The sequence below is a fragment of the Flavobacterium anhuiense genome, assembly GCF_050990855.1.
GTDB classification, from domain to species: domain Bacteria; phylum Bacteroidota; class Bacteroidia; order Flavobacteriales; family Flavobacteriaceae; genus Flavobacterium; species Flavobacterium anhuiense_C.
In genome coordinates, this window is record NZ_CP158861.1 from 819,949 (window position 1) to 837,700 (window position 17,752).

A 17,752-nucleotide genomic window follows, 5' to 3' on the forward strand; every position below is an offset into this window, starting at 1 on the left:
TCTAAAATCTAAAATTTTAAAAGAGCCCTTTGCTTTTTGCTTCTTTTACCAAATCCTCATCTGAGTCATTTTTTACTTTAAGCAATTCCATTAAATGTTTCTTTCGTTTTTGGATGGCATTTGAAGAAATGGGAATATTTTGCAGCATTTCAGGAATTGAAGCTCGCTTTTCCAAATGAACCAGTATCTGTTTGTCATATTGATCAATTTCGATTGCATTGTGTGTAGACTGATTCAGCATTTTTACTACAGATTGACTGTAATATTTTTCATTTTTTATTACTTTATCAAAAGCCAAAAGCAATTCGTCAAATGTAAGGTCATTTTTAATAATCAATCCGTTGGGTTGAATGGTTCTGATTATAGTTTTGATTTTTAATAATTCGGTATACATCGTCAAAAGAATAATCTTGCAGGAAGGCATTTTTTTAAGAAGTAACTTTGCCAAATCTTCACCAGAAAAAATCTCTTTTTCTTCATAAGGAGGCATGCTGATATCTAAAAAAGCTATATCAAACTCTGGCGTGTTGGCATTTTCTATTATATCATAGCCCGATTTACAATCGTGTGCTTGGGAAATTAAAAAATCATATTGTTTTGGATTATAACGAGTTATAGCATTTTTATATCCTTCAATAATAAACGGATGGTCGTCTACTATTAAAATATTCTTTTTAACTAATTGTGGAACTGAAGTGGTTAAATCAAATGTCATTATGCAGGTTATTATTGGGGTCTATTGGGATTTTTATGGTGAGAATTGTACCTTCTCCTTTAGCAGATTTTATCGTAACTGTACCCTTACATTCTTTTGCACGATATTCTATATTATGCAGGCCAATTCCGTTTTTAGTTCTATTGGTATTAAATCCAATTCCATCATCTTCAATCTTTAAAACCAAATTATTATTTTCGCTTTTAAACTCCACTTTTATAATATCAGCCTTAGCATATTTATTACAATTTTGAAGTCCTTCCTGAACAATTCTGTACAAATTGATTTTTTCAATGTTACTTACCAAATCCCATTTTATATCAGGATCAAAAATAGTAATCAATTTCGAACTGTATGTATTTCTTTGATCTTCAAATAGTTTACCTAAAATAGAGACAAAATTATTAATTAATTCTGATTTTTCTCTATTTAAGTCATGCGAAATTTCTCGAATGTCCTGTTCCACATTTTTCAGTTCGGCAAGATATTTTTTTCTTTTGGAAATCGCTTCGCTTTCATCCAACTTGTCCAAACTGTCCAAACTTATTCGAATGCCAAACATTCTTCCTAAAACACCATCGTGCAATTCTTGCGCAACCCTTTTCTTTTCTTTTATTCGCGTAAGCTCAATTTCATTTTGGTTCGAAATCATCAAATTGTAAATATCTTCATTTGCAATCTGCTGCTGCTGTTTAAAAAGAAGTTCGCGGTTTCTAGCCTGCTGTGTTTTATAAACGTAAAAAAACAGTCCGAGCAATGTACAAATACTAAATACATAAACCAAAGTTTTATTTTTTTCCTGCAAATTTGAATTTTGATCTTTAATTTCGTTGGTTTCATACTCAATACGAGAGAATTTTTCTCCCATATTTCGTTCTGCTTTAAGCATTTTATCATTCAATTGAATGTACTCTTTTGAATATTTTGATGCATTTTTAGGATCTACCACAGCGATTTGCTTCAATGCTTGTAAAGTATTATTCAGTTTATCAGAAGAACGCGAAATAAGTAAAGCTTCTTTAGAAAACTTAACAGCTTTTAAAGTATCTTTTTTTAAAGCATAATATTCCGATAAATGAATTTGATTGGATATCATTTCCATTTTTAAGCCTAAACTATCTCTAATTTTTAAAGATCTATAAAACTGATCTGGAAGACCATCCATTCTATTAGATTTTAATTTAGCATAAGCTAAATTGTCTAACAACATTGCGTATAAAGTAGTGTTTTCTTCAAATAAATTTTTTTCTTCTAATCCCTTCTGAAAATAAGATATCGCCTCCTTATAATTCTTCATGCGAATATAAACGAAGCCGATATTATTTAATGAAGTTGCTTTCCACTGAAAATCTGATGGTATAGACTTATCTTCTAAAGTCTTCAATGCTTTATTTTGATACTCTAATGCCTTATCGTATTCCTCTCTTTCATTGTACAAAATGCCTAGAAGATTATAACATTCATAAAGCTGTTCATGGACATCTTTTTTAGTTTTTAAGATCTCCAAAGCTTTAAAGACTGAAATTTCACTCTCAAAAAAATCAGCTTCATTGTACTGAAGACTTGCTTTACTTATTAATGTTTTTGCTAAATTATACTGATCATTTATCCTCAAATAAATCTTTTGAGCTTTAAAATAACTTCTGAAAGCGCTATCAGAAACCATTCTATTGCTGTAATAATCTCCAAGGTATCTATATCCCTTTGCTATATATACAGAATCCTTCGCAATTATGGCTCTATTCAAAACAAGCTCCGATATTTTTTTAAATGATTCTAAATCATTCATATTAAAATATCGATTAGCAACCTTAATCAAGTTTGCTCTTGTAAGAGAATCATTTTTCTTTTTTTCTATTACAGATAGTGCTTTTTGAGCGTACTCCTGTTTAGCTTCATAACTTAAACTTATGTCATTAGCCAATGATAAATAAACAGAAAGACTATCCTCTGTAGAATTTGTATTCTTGGCTAAATCATTTTTCTTTGTGCAGCCAATAAAAAACAACACCAAAAAGGAAGACAATAATATCTGGAGGTCTTTTTTCAATATAATTGCGAATTTTCCCAAAAATACTAAAAAAAAAGCTGTCAAAAATTTGACAGCTTAAATATTTTTAATGTTCGTTTAATTACTAAACTTAATCTAATTTTTTATTTGCTCCTAAAGATTGGTTAATTGCATCAAAACTTACTTGATTCTTTCTGATTAATGATTCTTGGTTACTCATTAACTCATCATGTTTTCTAGTACCTCCTGTAGCACCTCTACCGTCTACTGGTGGAACAATGCTTAGTTTTTCAGTTGAAATAATAGAAGTTGTTGGATTTGCAAAAGAAGTTGCTACTACTACTAAAGAAAATAATCCGAATGTTAAAGCTGTTTTTTTCATGACCTGAGGGGGTTTAAATTATGTTTTAAAAAGTTATGTTTTAATTCTTGGAGATGCTCCACTATTTGTGGCGAATCAGAGTGTAAAACTAACACCGAGGTCTAGAAAAATTTATACGAAAAATTGGGTTTATGGTAGATCGTACCCAATTGATAGTCAATGGATAGCAAATCAATGTAATTGTCTAATTTTTAGACTTCTAGATAATTTCCTGCTGCAAAATCGGCAATAATCTGCTCAACATTTGCTCTGTAGGTTTTAGAAAAAGGAATCTTTTTTGTAGAATTTTTTATGTAACAGATTGAGTTTCCGCTATGAATCCTTGAAATATAATTTCGATTAATAACATAACTGTTATGAATACGGATAAAAGGATATGTCAAAACACTCTCAAAATGCTTTAACGTTTTAAATGCCGTAATCATTTCACCCGTATTTAAATAAATATCTGTGGAGTTATTATCGGCTTGGAAATAGCAAATATCTTCAGCATTCAAATATCTATAATCTCCATACGATTTTATACATATTGTCAATGGCTTTTCGATATTTTGAGGAATCGTAACGTTGTTTGCATTATCGATTACAATAGAAGTTGGTTCTTCTATAAATGGAGCCATTTGAGTCTCTAAATTGGCTTTATTTAGTTTTAAAATGGTTTTTAAAAGATCACTTGATGCAATGGGTTTTAGAAGATAATCGAAAACACCGTATTGAATAGCATCAAAAGCTTTGTCTTTTTGTTTGGTTGTAACGATAATTTTCGGAATCTGCTGAAAAAAACGATGAAGCTCGCTAATAAAAACCAAAGACAAATGGCTCGACAGATTTTTAGGTTCGATTTCTAGAAAAACCAAAGCGGGTTTGTGCTCCAAAACCAAGTCTAAACCGTCTTGAAAATTTGATGCCGATGCTATAAAAGATAATTCTGAAAAACCTGAAGCAGTTGTTTGGGTTTTCAAAATACTCTCAGCGTCATCATCAATTATAATATACGAATACTTTTTCAATTTCGGGTCTTGTTGGTTTCTCACTGCGCAATCATAATCAAAAAAATACTTTTAATTGGCTGTAAAGAAGAAAAAAATTGCTTTTAGCAGTAACATAAATTTAAAATTACGCATTTAATCACTTTAAACATCTTATTGTTAACACATTAACCTTAAATGTTAATACATAAGGATGAAATGCAAAAAAAACCGATAAAATACCTGTTTTAAAAAATAAAAATCCCAAATTCTTCCGAATCTTCGGGAGAATTTGGGATCTATATAATAACTTGTAATGATTACATTTTCATTAACCAGTTTTTCATCGAAACTTCGTTTTCGATAATACCTCTTAATTCAGTAATTTTTACACGATCTTGTTTCATTGTATCTCTATGACGAATGGTTACCGTTTCGTCTTCAAGCGTTTGATGATCTACTGTAATACAGAATGGCGTTCCTAAAGCATCTTGCCTTCTATAACGACGTCCTACAGCATCTTTTTCATCATAAGCCACATTGAAATCCCATTTCAAATCTTCAATGATTTTTCTTGAAACTTCTGGTAAACCATCTTTTTTAACCAATGGCAATACCGCTGCTTTAGTTGGCGCTAAAACTGCTGGTAACTTTAAAACTGTTCTTGTAGAGCCGTCTTCTAATGTTTCTTCTTTTAATGAAGTTGCGAAAACAGCCAAGAACATACGATCTAAACCAACAGAAGTTTCTACTACGTAAGGAACGTAGTTTTCGTTTAATTCAGGATCGAAATATTGTAATTTTCTTCCAGAATATTCTTCGTGAGCTTTTAAATCGAAATCGGTACGAGAGTGAATTCCTTCCAATTCTTTAAATCCGAATGGGAAATTAAATTCGATATCAGCCGCTGCGTTTGCGTAGTGAGCCAATTTCTCATGATCGTGAAAACGGTAATTTTCTTTTCCTAATCCTAAAGACAAGTGCCATTTCAAACGAGTTTCTTTCCAGTATTCGTATGATTTCATTTCTTCTCCCGGACGCACAAAAAATTGCATTTCCATTTGTTCGAACTCACGCATACGGAAAATAAATTGTCTTGCCACAATCTCATTTCTGAACGCTTTACCCGTTTGAGCAATTCCGAAAGGAACTTTCATACGACCTGACTTCTGAACATTTAAGAAGTTAACAAAAATACCTTGAGCCGTTTCTGGGCGTAAATATAAATCCATCGCATTTTCTGCAGATGCACCTAATTTAGTACCAAACATCAAGTTGAATTGTTTTACTTCTGTCCAGTTTTTAGAACCTGTTTCTGGATCAGCAATTTCAAGCTCTTCAATCAAAGCTTTAACATCTGCTAAATCTCCAGCTCCTAAAGAACGTCCTAAACGCTCTCTAATTTCTTTTTCTTTAGCTAAATATTCAATTACACGAGCGTTTGTAGTAATAAACTCTTGTTCGTTGAATGCATCGCCAAAACGAGCTTTTGCTTTATCAATTTCTTTTTGTGCTTTTTGGTGAATTTTTTCAGCAAAATCTTCAACCAAAACGTCAGCTCTATATCTCTTTTTAGAATCTTTATTATCAATTAATGGATCATTGAATGCATCAACGTGACCAGAAGCTTTCCAAGTTGTTGGATGCATCAAAATTGCCGCATCAAGGCCGACAATATTCTCATTCATCTGAACCATTGATTTCCACCAATATTCACGGATATTCTTTTTTAATTCGACACCATTTTGTGCATAATCATATACAGCACTTAATCCGTCGTAAACTTCGCTTGACGGAAAAATAAATCCGTACTCTTTTGCGTGCGAAACCACATTCTTAAATATATCTTCTTGTTTTGCCATAGTGATGCAAAAATATAAAAACTACCTATATAAAAAAGAAAAATTATGCAGATTGAAGTATTGATTTTGTTATTTTTGTAAATAAAATCTTTCTTTTTGTGATTAATTATCTAATAAATCTCTTTTTCCCAAAAGTCTGTAGTGGCTGTCATGGTCTTTTATTACAGAATGAAACGGTTTTCTGCACCATCTGCAGACATGACATGCCTCTTACTCAATACCATTTAGATCCAAAAAATGAAGCTGTAAAAAAATTCTACGGCAGGATTGCTATTGAATTTGCTTCAGCTTTTTTGTATTTCAACAAAAGAGGAAGGGTTCAGGAACTCATTCACAATTTAAAATACAAAGGCCATCAAGAAATTGGAACTGAACTAGGAAATTGGTATGTAGAAGATTTAAAAGAAATCACGCTCCAAATTCCTTTTGATGTGGTAATTCCGGTTCCGCTTCATAAAAGGAAATTCAAGGAACGCGGCTACAATCAGGTTACTACTTTTGGAAAAGCGATAGCTACTGGCCTCGAAATTCCTTTTGAGGAAAATATTTTAATTCGAAAGGTGTATTCTAAAACACAATCCAAAAAAAATCTTTTGGGAAGATCTGAAAATATTGAAAACATTTTTGATGTCGAATTTACGGAAGCCGATCACGATAAGCATTTCTTACTTCTTGATGATGTCCTTACAACAGGCGCAACGATTGAAGCTTGCTCAAGAGCTTTATTAAAAATTCCTGGGGCAAAAATTAGTATCATTTGTATGGCTATAGCTCATTAGCCGTTTATAATTTTGAGCATTAATTGATCAATATCTTTTTTACATTTTTTCTTTCTCCATCAGTAACTGTTACGAAATAAAGTCCTGGTGGCACACCCGGTAATTGTATGTCCTGAATAAAATATCCTGAACCTTGAAAAGTTCTGTCGTAGACATATTTTCCTGTAATATCGTTTACCGTAACTTTAATGTCGCTCACTGAATCTCTATCAAATTGTACTGTAAACCTCCCTTTATTTGGATTTGGATAGGCAACAAAATCGGCATTATTAAAATCTTCATTTCCTAAAGTGTACGTTTTATTACAAATATTTACCGATGCAGAATTTATTGTTCCTAGCGCTCCTGTAGTATCATCATAAACTCTAAAAGTCCAAGTTCCCTCAGAATTTTCACCATTAAAAGCATTTAGGGCAGTTGAAGGGATTATTATCTGACTTACAGTACTGCCACAGTTTAAGGCAGTTCCGTTATCATCAAATTGTAAAGCAAGAGTTGAACTTGTGCCGCCACAATTTTTATTAAATAAAGTTACAACTGTTCCTTTTGGGCTTATAATTTGCATTGTCAGATCTGAAAATCTAGCATGCGTTACATTCACTGTCACATTGACATCTGCGACAAGTCCAGAAGAAGCAGGTACAACAACTGTTCGATTTACATTTACATTAAGATCAGTAGAATAGCCACCACCAAAATTATAAGTGGAACATGATGTCGAAACGGTATATCCTACTGCAAATGGCCTGCTGTTTACGGCGTAATAAATATTACCGACTGGCTCTATTAAAAGTCTGCAATTTGTAGAAGGAGTTATTTCTGCCGGCACTAATACTGTTTCTGAGCCGTCATTTGGAGTATTGCTAGCTAAAACGACAGGAAATGTTAATCCGCCGTCGAGCGATAATTTGATATTGACATTGGATGAACCTGGAAGCGTATTGGTATTATTTACATTCCACGTAATTGTTTGCGCCGACCCTTCTGCCCAACCAAGATTATCATCTGCTTGCGAAGTCAATGCAAACGGTCCCGCAGCAGCACTTACTGTAACCACCATAGCCGCTGTATTGGTTTGAGAAATTCCGTCTCCTGCATTGTCTCGTCCTGTAAGCGTAAAATTCATTGTTTTAGCGATAGAGGAAACAGATTCCCAACTTGTTGTAAGCTGATTATTTAATACAGAACTTAAAGCTGGCATATAGCGAACTGGTGAGGTTGTTGGCATAAAAGACCTAAACATTGGTCCATCAGGTTTCGTAGGGTAGCACATACTTTTATTTCCAAAAGTGGTTATTGCATTATCGTATTGCTCCCAAGTGTAGGTTATAGCATTTCCTTCAGGATCTGAACCTGTACCTGTTAAAATAAATGGTGTACTAATCGGGATTGTGTAATTTGAACCCGCATTTATTACAGGTGGGCTATTAGTTGTAATAGACGTTGAAACCGGACACGTTTTTCCTGCCAAATTATTTTGTATTTGATTAATGCTTGCATAAGAAAAATAAGCATCAGAATGATCTTGAACATCATAATCTGTTATTCCTGCATAACTCATAATAGTAGAGCCGCTTCCTGGTTCATAACAAGTGCCTAATCCTTCATTAGAATGCGAAAAAGTATGCGTTGCACCAAGCTGATGTCCCATTTCATGAGCCACAAAATCAATATCAAAATTATCCCCTAACGGTCTTCCATCTGCTGGAGACGTATAGGCACTTCCTTTTCCAATAGGCTGGCTAGTGGTTGGACTTATACATACACAACCAATACAACCCGAATTTCCGCCGCCTCCAGTAGCGCCAAACAGATGACCAATATCATAATTGCCTTCAGTAATAACATTCGTTAATGTTGTTTGCACTTCTTTTCTCCAAACCGGATCATCTCCTTGTGTCCCTATGTTTGCTGGTGAGTAAGGATCTGTAGAAGCATTTGTATAAACAACAGCATCATTATTGGCTATTAAAATTAATTTTACTGAAAGATCCCTATTAAAAATACCATTTACTCGAGTTAAAGTAGCATTCATTCCAGCTAAAGCACCTTCTTTTGTTCCACCAAAATAAGCTGCATATTCTCCTGTACAGGATAATGCCAATCGAAGTGTTTTAAATTGTTTGGCATTTGAAGTTGTTTTAGCAACAGTTGTAGCTCTATTTTCAAGAAATAAATTGGCTGTTTTACAATCCAAAATCATTCTTGACTCTGCATTGTCTGCCGATTTAAACACAACATATTCCGATTTATCATCAGGATTTTGCTCAATATATTCGGCTAGTTTTCCTGTTCTAAAAACCATTGTCTGCATTCCAATTGACGCAACGCTAAAATATATTTTGGCATTTTTATCGTCTATTCCGCGACCTTCATAAGATCTGATTTTTGGATATTTTGCTTGTAATTCCGGATCAAAATTTGAAGATTCCCAAACCGAAAATCGTTCTACTTTCCCGTCAGTATTTGGAACTGTGATTTCTGACGAAGTACTTTTTGCTGTTTTATTCGTTGCCGAAGCCAGCCTAGAATTAAGGAGATTGGTGTTTAGTTTATAATATAATTTATTGGAACTTACACCATTCGCTTTTCTCAAAACAGATGAAGAAGTTACTTTTTGCCATAAAACATCTTGTGCATTACTATTGGCAAAACAAAAAATAAAAAATATACAAAGTAGCTGTTTTTTCATTCCCTCAAAATATAGATATCAAAATTACTTGAATTAATTTGAAATAAAAGTATATATCAGACAATTATTGCTTTTTAATCGACGAGTCGGCATTTTTGTACAAAAAGACAGATTATGCATTAAAATTCGATTTGGCATATATTAAATATAAGCGAGAATAGTATAAATTTGCAGCATCTTAAATAATTTGTTTTGAAGCTCTTTCATTCTATAAACGATTTTCAGTCAACCAAGAAAACAATTTTAACTCTTGGTACCTTTGATGGTGTGCATATTGGTCATAAAAAAATTCTGGAACGAATTACCCAGAACACTGAAAACGGAAAATATGAAAGTCTGGTTCTTACCTTTTTTCCGCATCCGCGAATGGTACTTCAAGAAAAATCAGAAATAAGATTGCTGAATACGATCGGCGAAAAAATTAAACTTTTGGAAGCCACAGGTATTGAGAACTTAATTGTTCATCCGTTTAACGAAAGTTTTTCAAGATTAACAGCTGAAGAATTTGTTCGTACTATTTTAGTGGAGAAATTTCAAATTCAAAAAATTATTATTGGACATGACCATCGTTTTGGCCGCAATAGAACTGCAAATATTGACGATTTAATTGCTTTTGGAATTGAATACGGATTTGAAGTAGAGCAAATTTCTGCAGAAGAAATTCAAGATGTTTCGGTCAGTTCAACCAAAATTAGAAAAGCTTTACATGAAGGCAATATGGCTTTAGCCAATAAATACCTTGGTTACAGCTATTTCTTGAATGGAACGATTGTCAAAGGAAAACAGCTGGGGCGAACTATTGGTTTTCCTACCGCCAATATTGACATTGAGGAAGAGTACAAACTGATTCCAAAAATTGGCGTTTATGTCGTAAAAGCAACTGTAAACGAGGAAACTGTTTTTGGCATGATGAATATTGGTTTTAATCCGACAGTTAATGGCGAGAAGCAAACCATCGAAGTTCACTTATTTAATTTTGACAAAGATATTTACGATCAAAACATTGAAGTTTCTTTGCTCCATTACATTCGTGAAGAACAGAAATTCGGTTCGATAGATGCTTTAAAAGCACAACTAAACCAAGACAAAGCAGATTCGCTTTCTTTTATTGATTCTTCTTTAAAAAATCATACCGCATAGTTTTTGCCCTTTTTAAATCATCGTAGTTATTTTTTTAGTAAATTTGATAGAACACTGTTTTTCAAATATTTACTATTAACTTCTAAAAAATAACCACTATGAAATTACCTAAAGAAATTAGCAACGGGTTTTTGATTTTCCTCGGAATTGGCATTTATTTTTTATTAATGAATGTACTAGGTTTAGCAGATTTGTTTTACTTGAGAACACTCAACGTTTTCTTTATATTCTACGGTGTTAACAGGACAATGCAAATGAACTTTCATGAAGGAGAAACCGATTTTCTATCAAATGCCATATCTGCAATGACCACCTCTGTGGTCGGCGTATCAATGAGTGTATTTGGCTTATTAGTGTACAGTTATGCTCGAGGCGGAGATGCCTATGTAAGAACATTGTCTGAAACTTTCATGTTTGGAGGAAATCCATCAGTGCCAACGTATTGCATCTGTCTATTATTTGAAGGAATCGCTTCTTCTGTAATTGTTACTTTAATGATGATGCTATATTGGAACAACAAATATGCAGCCGATTAATTTTTAAACCTGCAACTTCAATCGATTCAAAATTGATTCGATTAACAATTTAGTTAAAAGAGTTCATTACTCTCGATAAATATTTATAAATTGCTTGTAGCTCAATGCTATAAGCAATTTTTTATTTAGTAAAAATGAAATTAAAACAAATTGAAAGGGTAAAAAAAATCTCTCGAGAAGATTTTGTTTCCCAATATGTAAAAAAACAAATTCCTGTTGTTGTCGAAGAATTAACCGAAGACTGGCCTGCATATAACAAATGGAAATTATCTTATATAAAAGAAATCGCAGGACATTCGATTGTACCCTTATACGACGACAGGCCTGTAAATCATGAAGACGGATTTAACGAGGCGCACACCACAATGAAAATGAGCGATTACATCGACTTATTGGAAGAAAAGCCTACCAATTACCGTATTTTTCTTTATAATTTAATGAAAGAGGTTCCTTCGCTAAAAAATGACTTCTTATGGCCTGATATTGGCCTAAAACTAGTCAAGCAAATGCCTATGCTGTTTTTTGGAGGAGAAAACTCTAAAGTCTTCATGCATTATGATATTGATTATTCCAACATTTTGCATTTTCATTTTCATGGCGAAAAACAATGCATGATTTTCCCTCCCAATCAGTCAAAATTTATGTATAAAGTTCCTCACGCATTAATTTCGAGAGAAGACATTGATTTTGACCATCCGGATTATGAAAAATTTCCTGCACTCCAAAATGTTGAAGGTTTTATTACCAATCTAAAACATGGCGAAATGCTTTATATGCCTGAAGGCTACTGGCATTATATGAAATATCTAACTCCAGGATTTTCTATGAGTCTGCGATCTTTTCCAAAAAACATTATCAATTTATCAAAAGCGGCATACAATGTTTTTATCATGCGTCACTTTGATATTATGATGCGAAAAATTCAAGGCCAGAAATGGATTGATTATAAAAACGAAAAGGCAATTATCAATACACACCAAAATCTAAGGCGCAGTGCCTAATCAGAATAAAAATAGCGATTGAGAATTTTAGGATTCAATCGCTATTTCATTTTTATTTAAATACTATTTTTTTCGTCACCGTTTTGCCACTTTCTAAAGTTATCTTAACCAATAAAACTTGAGGACCTGATTGAAAATTGGTTACAACCCACTCTTTATCTCCAATTTGTTTTTTGCGATATAGTAAATGACCTCCCGAATCGTAAATAGCAGCTTCTTCTAGATTTTGCTGATCAGAAATAGATTGCAACCTAATGTCTTTATTTTTAACTGAAACAAGAATCTTCTGTTCTTGATTTTCAAAATTTTCGTTTCCTAATGTTTCATTTGGATTTGTATAACGCAATACAAATCGGTTTAAAAAAGTTCCCGGATCTGATGTAAACGTATAACTTCCTGTTTTAAGATTGTGAATTGTTTTTGTTACATTATCCTGCAAATAGATATCTCGATTGATCAAATCGCCGTCGGCATGGTCAATAGCAACTGTAAAATTGCCCGTTGGAATGGTAGATTTATATCCTAACGGAATTGTATCTGATGCAATAAATGGCACCGCTCTTCCTTGAATAACCAATTTTTTACCTTCATTTATACTATAAAAATCAACATATGGATTTGCATTCATCGTTATTGCATCGTAGCTATTATCCCAAGAATTAGTCGCACCTGTTACATATCCGATAAGCAGTTGTTTAAATGCCCCTTCTGTATTGGTGAAATTTAACCATATACGATGTCGTTCTATTTCTGTTGTCGCAGCAGACTTATAAAATTGACTATTAAAATTTGGCACTCGCATCGAATTTGTAAAAATAACACTTTGTGATGTTAGGGATTTTGCAAAAAAGCCTTGACCAGCAGCAATGTAACCTCCTGGCGGAGTTTGATTCCCCTCTGTTGATGCGCCAGTTCCTTCCATTTGCCCAACCGTTGTTGCTCCCGATAAATTGTAGTAGGCATAATCATTACTATATCTATAGGTTGTCGTGCCTGGAATGAGGGCAGGAGAAGTGTTATGTGTCCAAAAATATAATGTTCCATAAAGGCTTGCCGCATTATCATTAATAAATTCATCAGCATAAATGGCTGATGGGTATGGATTTCCTAACAAAACAAATTTTTCAGCAACAGCTGCTGGACCTACAATGGTACCATTATTTGGCACCCCTTCAAATTCTCCGTAATAAACCTGAGCCAAATTTATATCATGTGATTGAGGCCCACGAATATTATAACCAGTACCTTTTACCATTTCTGCTGCGCCATTAACAATTGTTATCCAACCACTCGATGGGTCATATCTGAAAAATTTATCATACAATGTATTTGGCGATAAATCATGTAGCGTATATGGAGGTTCTCGAGTAACAGGCGAAGACCAATAAGTGACATCGTAACGTTTTACTGGAGGTGTTGTTCTTCTATAAATAATATTTCCCGAATTTGCTACATCAGCAATTTGAACTAAACTTGAATTATTTTCGAAAATTAAACTTCCATTTCCGATTACGTTTACTTCATTTGTTACCGTTATTGTATTTGTACTTTGCACAATTAAAGATCCATTATTTTGAACAGTCAATCTACTTGCAAAAAAACTTGCATCGGTACCCGAAATAATTGGATCGATGCCAACATCTGGAATATCAATACAATCAGTAGCAATAGGAACTCCTGTTGGTGTCCAATTTCCAGGATTTCCCCAATTAGCATCAGCACTTCCATTCCAAACTTTAGTAACAGAAGCGTTTATAGTAATAGCTTTTACTTCAGATTCACAACCTGATGTGGTATTTTTTACTTGCACATTATAAACTCCTGAAGATAATCCTGTGAATATTCCTGAAGTATTACTAAAATCTACTCCATCAATACTATAGGTGTAGCCTGTTCCAGATGCAGGCGAAGTAACCGTGATCGCTCCTGTGTTATTTACGCAGGTTGGTTGCTGTGTTACTGTAGCTGTGGGTGCAATCGAAATTGGATTTACAGTTAATGAAACATTCTGAGTTGCAAGGCATCCACCTGAATTAGTAATCGTCATTATCCCATTATAAGTTCCTGAAACGGTATTTGCAGGAACATTCACATTTATAACAGATCCAGATCCAGAACTAAAAGGAAATGGTGTCGCTCCCTGATCTGTTAAAGCAATCCAATCTATTTCATAACTGATTGGAGATCCAGTCGTTGAATTATAACCCAATGTTGTAGTCTGAACCGATGAACTTTGACATACAGACGTAAAGACACCTGCTGTATTTATCGTTGGAAGACTATTAATAGTTAAAGAAACTGTTTGTGTGGCCGAACACCCAGTTGATGTAGAAATTGTCATGACCCCAGTATATGTTCCAACTGCTGTATTTGCAGGAACAATAATATTGTTGATATTTCCTCCTGCTGGATTAAAAGAAAAAGCCGTAGTGCCTTGATCATCTAACCCTGTCCAATCTATAGCATAATTAATTGGTGAACCGGTTGCCGCAGAATATGGTAATGAAGCAATCTGTGCTGATGCATTTTGGCAAATTGGAGATAAATTTCCTGATGTAGTAATTGTTGGGGCTGAGTTAATAGCTATCGTAAAATTATTACCTACTGAAATACAGCCGTTTGCATTTTTTACAATTAAAGTTCCCGTATAAGTCCCAACTGCAGTATTGGCTGGTATTGAAATCGGAATTGAACCTGCTGGCAAATTTGCATCTGTAACTGGCACAAAGTTATTTGTCGGACTTGCATTCCAAACAATGCTATAAGTCGTCGGAGCATTTGTCACACCTGTATAATTTAAACTGGTACTTTGGACAGAAGTGCTAGTACAAACTGCAGCCGCCGATCCAAGTGTAATGGCTGGAAGTGCATTGACCGATATTGTAAAATTATTGCCCGCGGAGATACAGCTATTTCCATTTTTTACAATTAAAGTTCCCGTATAAGTCCCAACTGCAGTATTGGCTGGTATTGAAATCGGAATTGAACCTGCTGGCAAATTTGCATCTGTAACTGGTAAAAAGTTATTTGTCGGACTTGCATTCCAAACAATGCTGTAAGTCGTCGGTGCATTTGTCACACCTGTATAATTTAAACTGGTACTTTGGACAGAAGTGCTAGTACAAACTGCAGCCGCCGATCCAAGCGTAATGGTTGGAAGTGCATTGACCGATATTGTAAAATTATTGCCCATTGAGATACAGCTATTTCCATTTTTTACAATTAAAGTTCCCGTATAGGTCCCAACTGCAGTATTGGCTGGTATTGAAATCGGAATTGAACCTGCTGGCAAATTTGCATCTGTAACTGGCACAAAGTTATTTGTCGGACTTGCATTCCAAACAATGCTGTAAGTCGTCGGTGCATTTGTCACACCTGTATAATTTAAACTGGTACTTTGGACAGAAGTGCTAGTACAAACAGCGGCTGCAGATCCAAGCGTAATGGTTGGAAGTGCATTGACCGATATTGTAAAATTATTGCCCGCGGAGATACAGCTATTTCCATTTTTTACAATTAAAGTTCCCGTATAAGTTCCAACTGCAGTATTGGCTGGTATTGAAATCGGAATTGAACCTGCTGGCAAATTTGCATCTGTAACTGGCGTAAAGTTATTTGTCGGACTTGCATTCCAAACAATGCTGTAAGTCGTCGGAGCATTTGTCACACCTGTATAATTTAAACTGGTACTTTGGACAGAAGTGCTAGTACAAACAGCGGCTGCAGATCCAAGCGTAATGGTTGGAAGTGCATTGACCGATATTGTAAAATTATTGCCCGAGGAGATACAGCTATTTCCATTTTTTACAATTAAAGTTCCCGTATAAGTTCCAACTGCAGTATTGGCTGGTATTGAAATCGGAATTGAACCTGCTGGCAAATTTGCATCTGTAACTGGCACAAAGTTATTTGTCGGACTTGCATTCCAAACAATGCTGTAAGTCGTCGGTGCATTTGTCACACCTGTATAATTTAAACTGGTACTTTGGACAGAAGTGCTAGTACAAACAGCGGCTGCAGATCCAAGCGTAATGGTTGGAAGTGCATTGACCGATATTGTAAAATTATAAGAAGGCGATACACAACCCAAAGCATTTTTTACTGTCAATGTTCCTGTATAAGTTCCACCAAGTGTATTAGCAGGAACTGGGATAGTAAATGAACCTGCCGGTAAAGGAGAGTCAGTAACAGGCAAAAAATTATTTGCTGGCGATGCACCCCATGTAATACTGTAAGTTGTTGGTGAGTTAGCCGCCCCTGTATAGGACAATGTAACATTTTGGGAACTTGTACTAGCGCAAACAGGAGCAATTGTTCCTAATGTTAATGTCGGCTGAACACCAACTGTAATATTTACAGAATTATTTGTTGAAAATGTCGAAGTGCAATCCTGTGATTTCAAAGAAGTAACAGTAATAGTACTATTTCCTAAAGTATTCAATCCTGTTGCTGTAAAACTTCCAAATCCGGCAGTTGTAACAACCATTGTTGCTGGTAATCCCACTGCATTTGGTCTACTTGTATTATAAGTCACAGTATATGTACCTGCTGGTAAACTTGTGGCAGTACCAGTTAGACGTACCTGCGTACTTGTTCCTGGTGAACAAACATTATCTGCTGCTATTGAATTGAAACTGTACGTTTTACAAGTGTAAGTAATAGTAAGCAGACCTCTAGCCCCATTTCCTCCATTTTGTGCAACATTAGCACTTAAAGCTCCTCCGCCTCCGCCTCCGCTAATTCCACCGTTAGTTCCAGCTAAATCTGTTAATAATAGAGTAGATTGTGCGTCTCCACCACGTCCAGCTCCACTTATTGTACCATAACCGCCAGCATTTCCACCCGCACCCGATGTAAGAAGTAAGCTTAATGCAGCAACTCTTCCATTGGCGCCATTTGTTCCTGGTGCCGTTGCGAGATTTCCAATAGCACCAGTACCACCATTTCCACCAGTTGGATTGGAAGTTGTCGCAATATTCGCATTCCCTCCCTGACCTCCAGGCGCATTGAAAGCACCTGTAAATCCTGTTATGTAAGATGCTCCTCCAGATACGCCATTACCAGCTCCTCCTAATGCAGTTGCCCCGACAATAACTCCTAAGCTCGATAATCCCGTTGTATTAATTGTTCCTTTTGCATAAGCACCGCCACCGCCACTGCCACCGCTTCTACCTTCTCCTGGTGTCACTTTAGCTCCACCTCCAGCTCCTCCAGCACCCCAACCTTCAACAGTAACAACATCCATACCTGCAGGAAGAAGAAGAGTTCCACTACTTGTAAACGGATGTGAAATTTGAGCCTTAGAAGAATTATAAAAAAAGGACAACATTAAAATCAGAAGAATTTTAGTTCTTCTTTCAGATTTTAAAAATTTCTCAATGTAAGTTACTAAAGTTGAAAAGCTGAAGAAATTCAGCGCAGTAGGTAAATCTTTTTTCATCTTGTGGCATTTTAGTAATTGAAAAATAAATTCAAATTCAAAACAAGATTAATTGCAAAATCAAGTAATAGAGAACTGAAGAATCACTTCAATTTTACAATCAACTTAAGGCGCATAAATGACAGTTTTAATCTGTCCTTTTTTGAAGAAAAAGAAATAATACAAAGGCTTATAGAAGTATTTAATCGATTTAAAATGCTTTTTATCGATTAAATACAACTACAAG

Annotated in this window: 11 protein-coding genes; 4 read left to right on the forward strand and 7 right to left on the reverse strand. The window is 34.7% G+C overall.

The window, feature by feature from the left end:
- Positions 1-16 precede the first annotated feature (16 nt).
- The 5 genes from ABTV69_RS03845 to ABTV69_RS03865 form a co-directional block, all read right to left on the reverse strand.
- The gene (locus ABTV69_RS03845) at positions 17-715 is read right to left on the reverse strand and encodes a response regulator (RefSeq protein WP_433834360.1); all 699 of its coding nucleotides are present in this window, start codon (positions 713-715) and stop codon (positions 17-19) included.
- Entirely contained in the window at positions 705-2,765 is a 2,061-nt protein-coding gene (locus tag ABTV69_RS03850; RefSeq protein ID WP_433834361.1) for a sensor histidine kinase, read from the reverse strand. Before ABTV69_RS03850 ends, ABTV69_RS03845 begins: the two co-directional genes overlap by 11 nt.
- A gap of 91 nt (positions 2,766-2,856) precedes the next feature.
- A complete protein-coding gene (locus tag ABTV69_RS03855; RefSeq protein WP_433834362.1) occupies positions 2,857-3,108 on the reverse strand; it encodes a hypothetical protein in 252 nt (83 codons plus the stop codon).
- A gap of 191 nt (positions 3,109-3,299) precedes the next feature.
- Entirely contained in the window at positions 3,300-4,118 is an 819-nt protein-coding gene (locus ABTV69_RS03860; protein WP_433834363.1) for a LytR/AlgR family response regulator transcription factor, read from the reverse strand.
- Positions 4,119-4,396: 278 nt separating this feature from the next.
- Positions 4,397-5,938 (reverse strand): glycine--tRNA ligase, encoded by a 1,542-nt coding sequence (locus ABTV69_RS03865; protein WP_308067987.1) that lies wholly within the window; start codon positions 5,936-5,938, stop codon positions 4,397-4,399.
- Between the two features lie 98 nt (positions 5,939-6,036).
- Between ABTV69_RS03865 and ABTV69_RS03870 the strand changes: the two genes are divergently transcribed.
- Positions 6,037-6,717 (forward strand): ComF family protein, encoded by a 681-nt coding sequence (locus tag ABTV69_RS03870; RefSeq protein WP_433834364.1) that lies wholly within the window; start codon positions 6,037-6,039, stop codon positions 6,715-6,717.
- A 19-nt stretch (positions 6,718-6,736) separates the two neighbouring features.
- Here the strand turns inward: ABTV69_RS03870 and ABTV69_RS03875 are convergent, their stop codons facing one another.
- A complete protein-coding gene (locus ABTV69_RS03875) occupies positions 6,737-9,409 on the reverse strand; it encodes a reprolysin-like metallopeptidase (protein ID WP_433834365.1) in 2,673 nt (890 codons plus the stop codon).
- A 192-nt stretch (positions 9,410-9,601) separates the two neighbouring features.
- Here ABTV69_RS03875 and ABTV69_RS03880 point away from each other — a divergent pair, with 192 nt between their 5' ends.
- The 3 genes from ABTV69_RS03880 to ABTV69_RS03890 all read left to right on the forward strand — a co-directional run bounded on the left by ABTV69_RS03880 (position 9,602) and on the right by ABTV69_RS03890 (position 12,086).
- Complete coding sequence (locus tag ABTV69_RS03880; protein WP_433834366.1) at positions 9,602-10,549, forward strand: bifunctional riboflavin kinase/FAD synthetase; 948 nt, start codon at positions 9,602-9,604, stop codon at positions 10,547-10,549.
- A gap of 98 nt (positions 10,550-10,647) precedes the next feature.
- The gene (locus tag ABTV69_RS03885) at positions 10,648-11,085 is read left to right on the forward strand and encodes a hypothetical protein (RefSeq protein ID WP_433834367.1); all 438 of its coding nucleotides are present in this window, start codon (positions 10,648-10,650) and stop codon (positions 11,083-11,085) included.
- Positions 11,086-11,219: 134 nt separating this feature from the next.
- Positions 11,220-12,086, forward strand: coding sequence for a cupin-like domain-containing protein (locus tag ABTV69_RS03890; RefSeq protein WP_433834368.1), 867 nt, complete (start codon positions 11,220-11,222; stop codon positions 12,084-12,086).
- A 52-nt stretch (positions 12,087-12,138) separates the two neighbouring features.
- Here the strand turns inward: ABTV69_RS03890 and ABTV69_RS03895 are convergent, their stop codons facing one another.
- The gene (locus tag ABTV69_RS03895) at positions 12,139-17,526 is read right to left on the reverse strand and encodes a T9SS sorting signal type C domain-containing protein (RefSeq protein ID WP_433834369.1); all 5,388 of its coding nucleotides are present in this window, start codon (positions 17,524-17,526) and stop codon (positions 12,139-12,141) included.
- Between the last annotated feature and the right edge of the window lie 226 nt (positions 17,527-17,752).

Coding starts and splice junctions, on each gene's coding strand:
- ABTV69_RS03845 (WP_433834360.1), bottom strand. CDS start 715: ATGACATTTGATTTAACCACTTCAGTTCCACAATTAGTTAAAAAGAAT.
- ABTV69_RS03855 (WP_433834362.1), bottom strand. CDS start 3,108: ATGAAAAAAACAGCTTTAACATTCGGATTATTTTCTTTAGTAGTAGTA.
- ABTV69_RS03865 (WP_308067987.1), bottom strand. CDS start 5,938: ATGGCAAAACAAGAAGATATATTTAAGAATGTGGTTTCGCACGCAAAA.
- ABTV69_RS03875 (WP_433834365.1), bottom strand. CDS start 9,409: ATGAAAAAACAGCTACTTTGTATATTTTTTATTTTTTGTTTTGCCAAT.
- ABTV69_RS03885 (WP_433834367.1), top strand. CDS start 10,648: ATGAAATTACCTAAAGAAATTAGCAACGGGTTTTTGATTTTCCTCGGA.
- ABTV69_RS03890 (WP_433834368.1), top strand. CDS start 11,220: ATGAAATTAAAACAAATTGAAAGGGTAAAAAAAATCTCTCGAGAAGAT.
- ABTV69_RS03895 (WP_433834369.1), bottom strand. CDS start 17,526: ATGAAAAAAGATTTACCTACTGCGCTGAATTTCTTCAGCTTTTCAACT.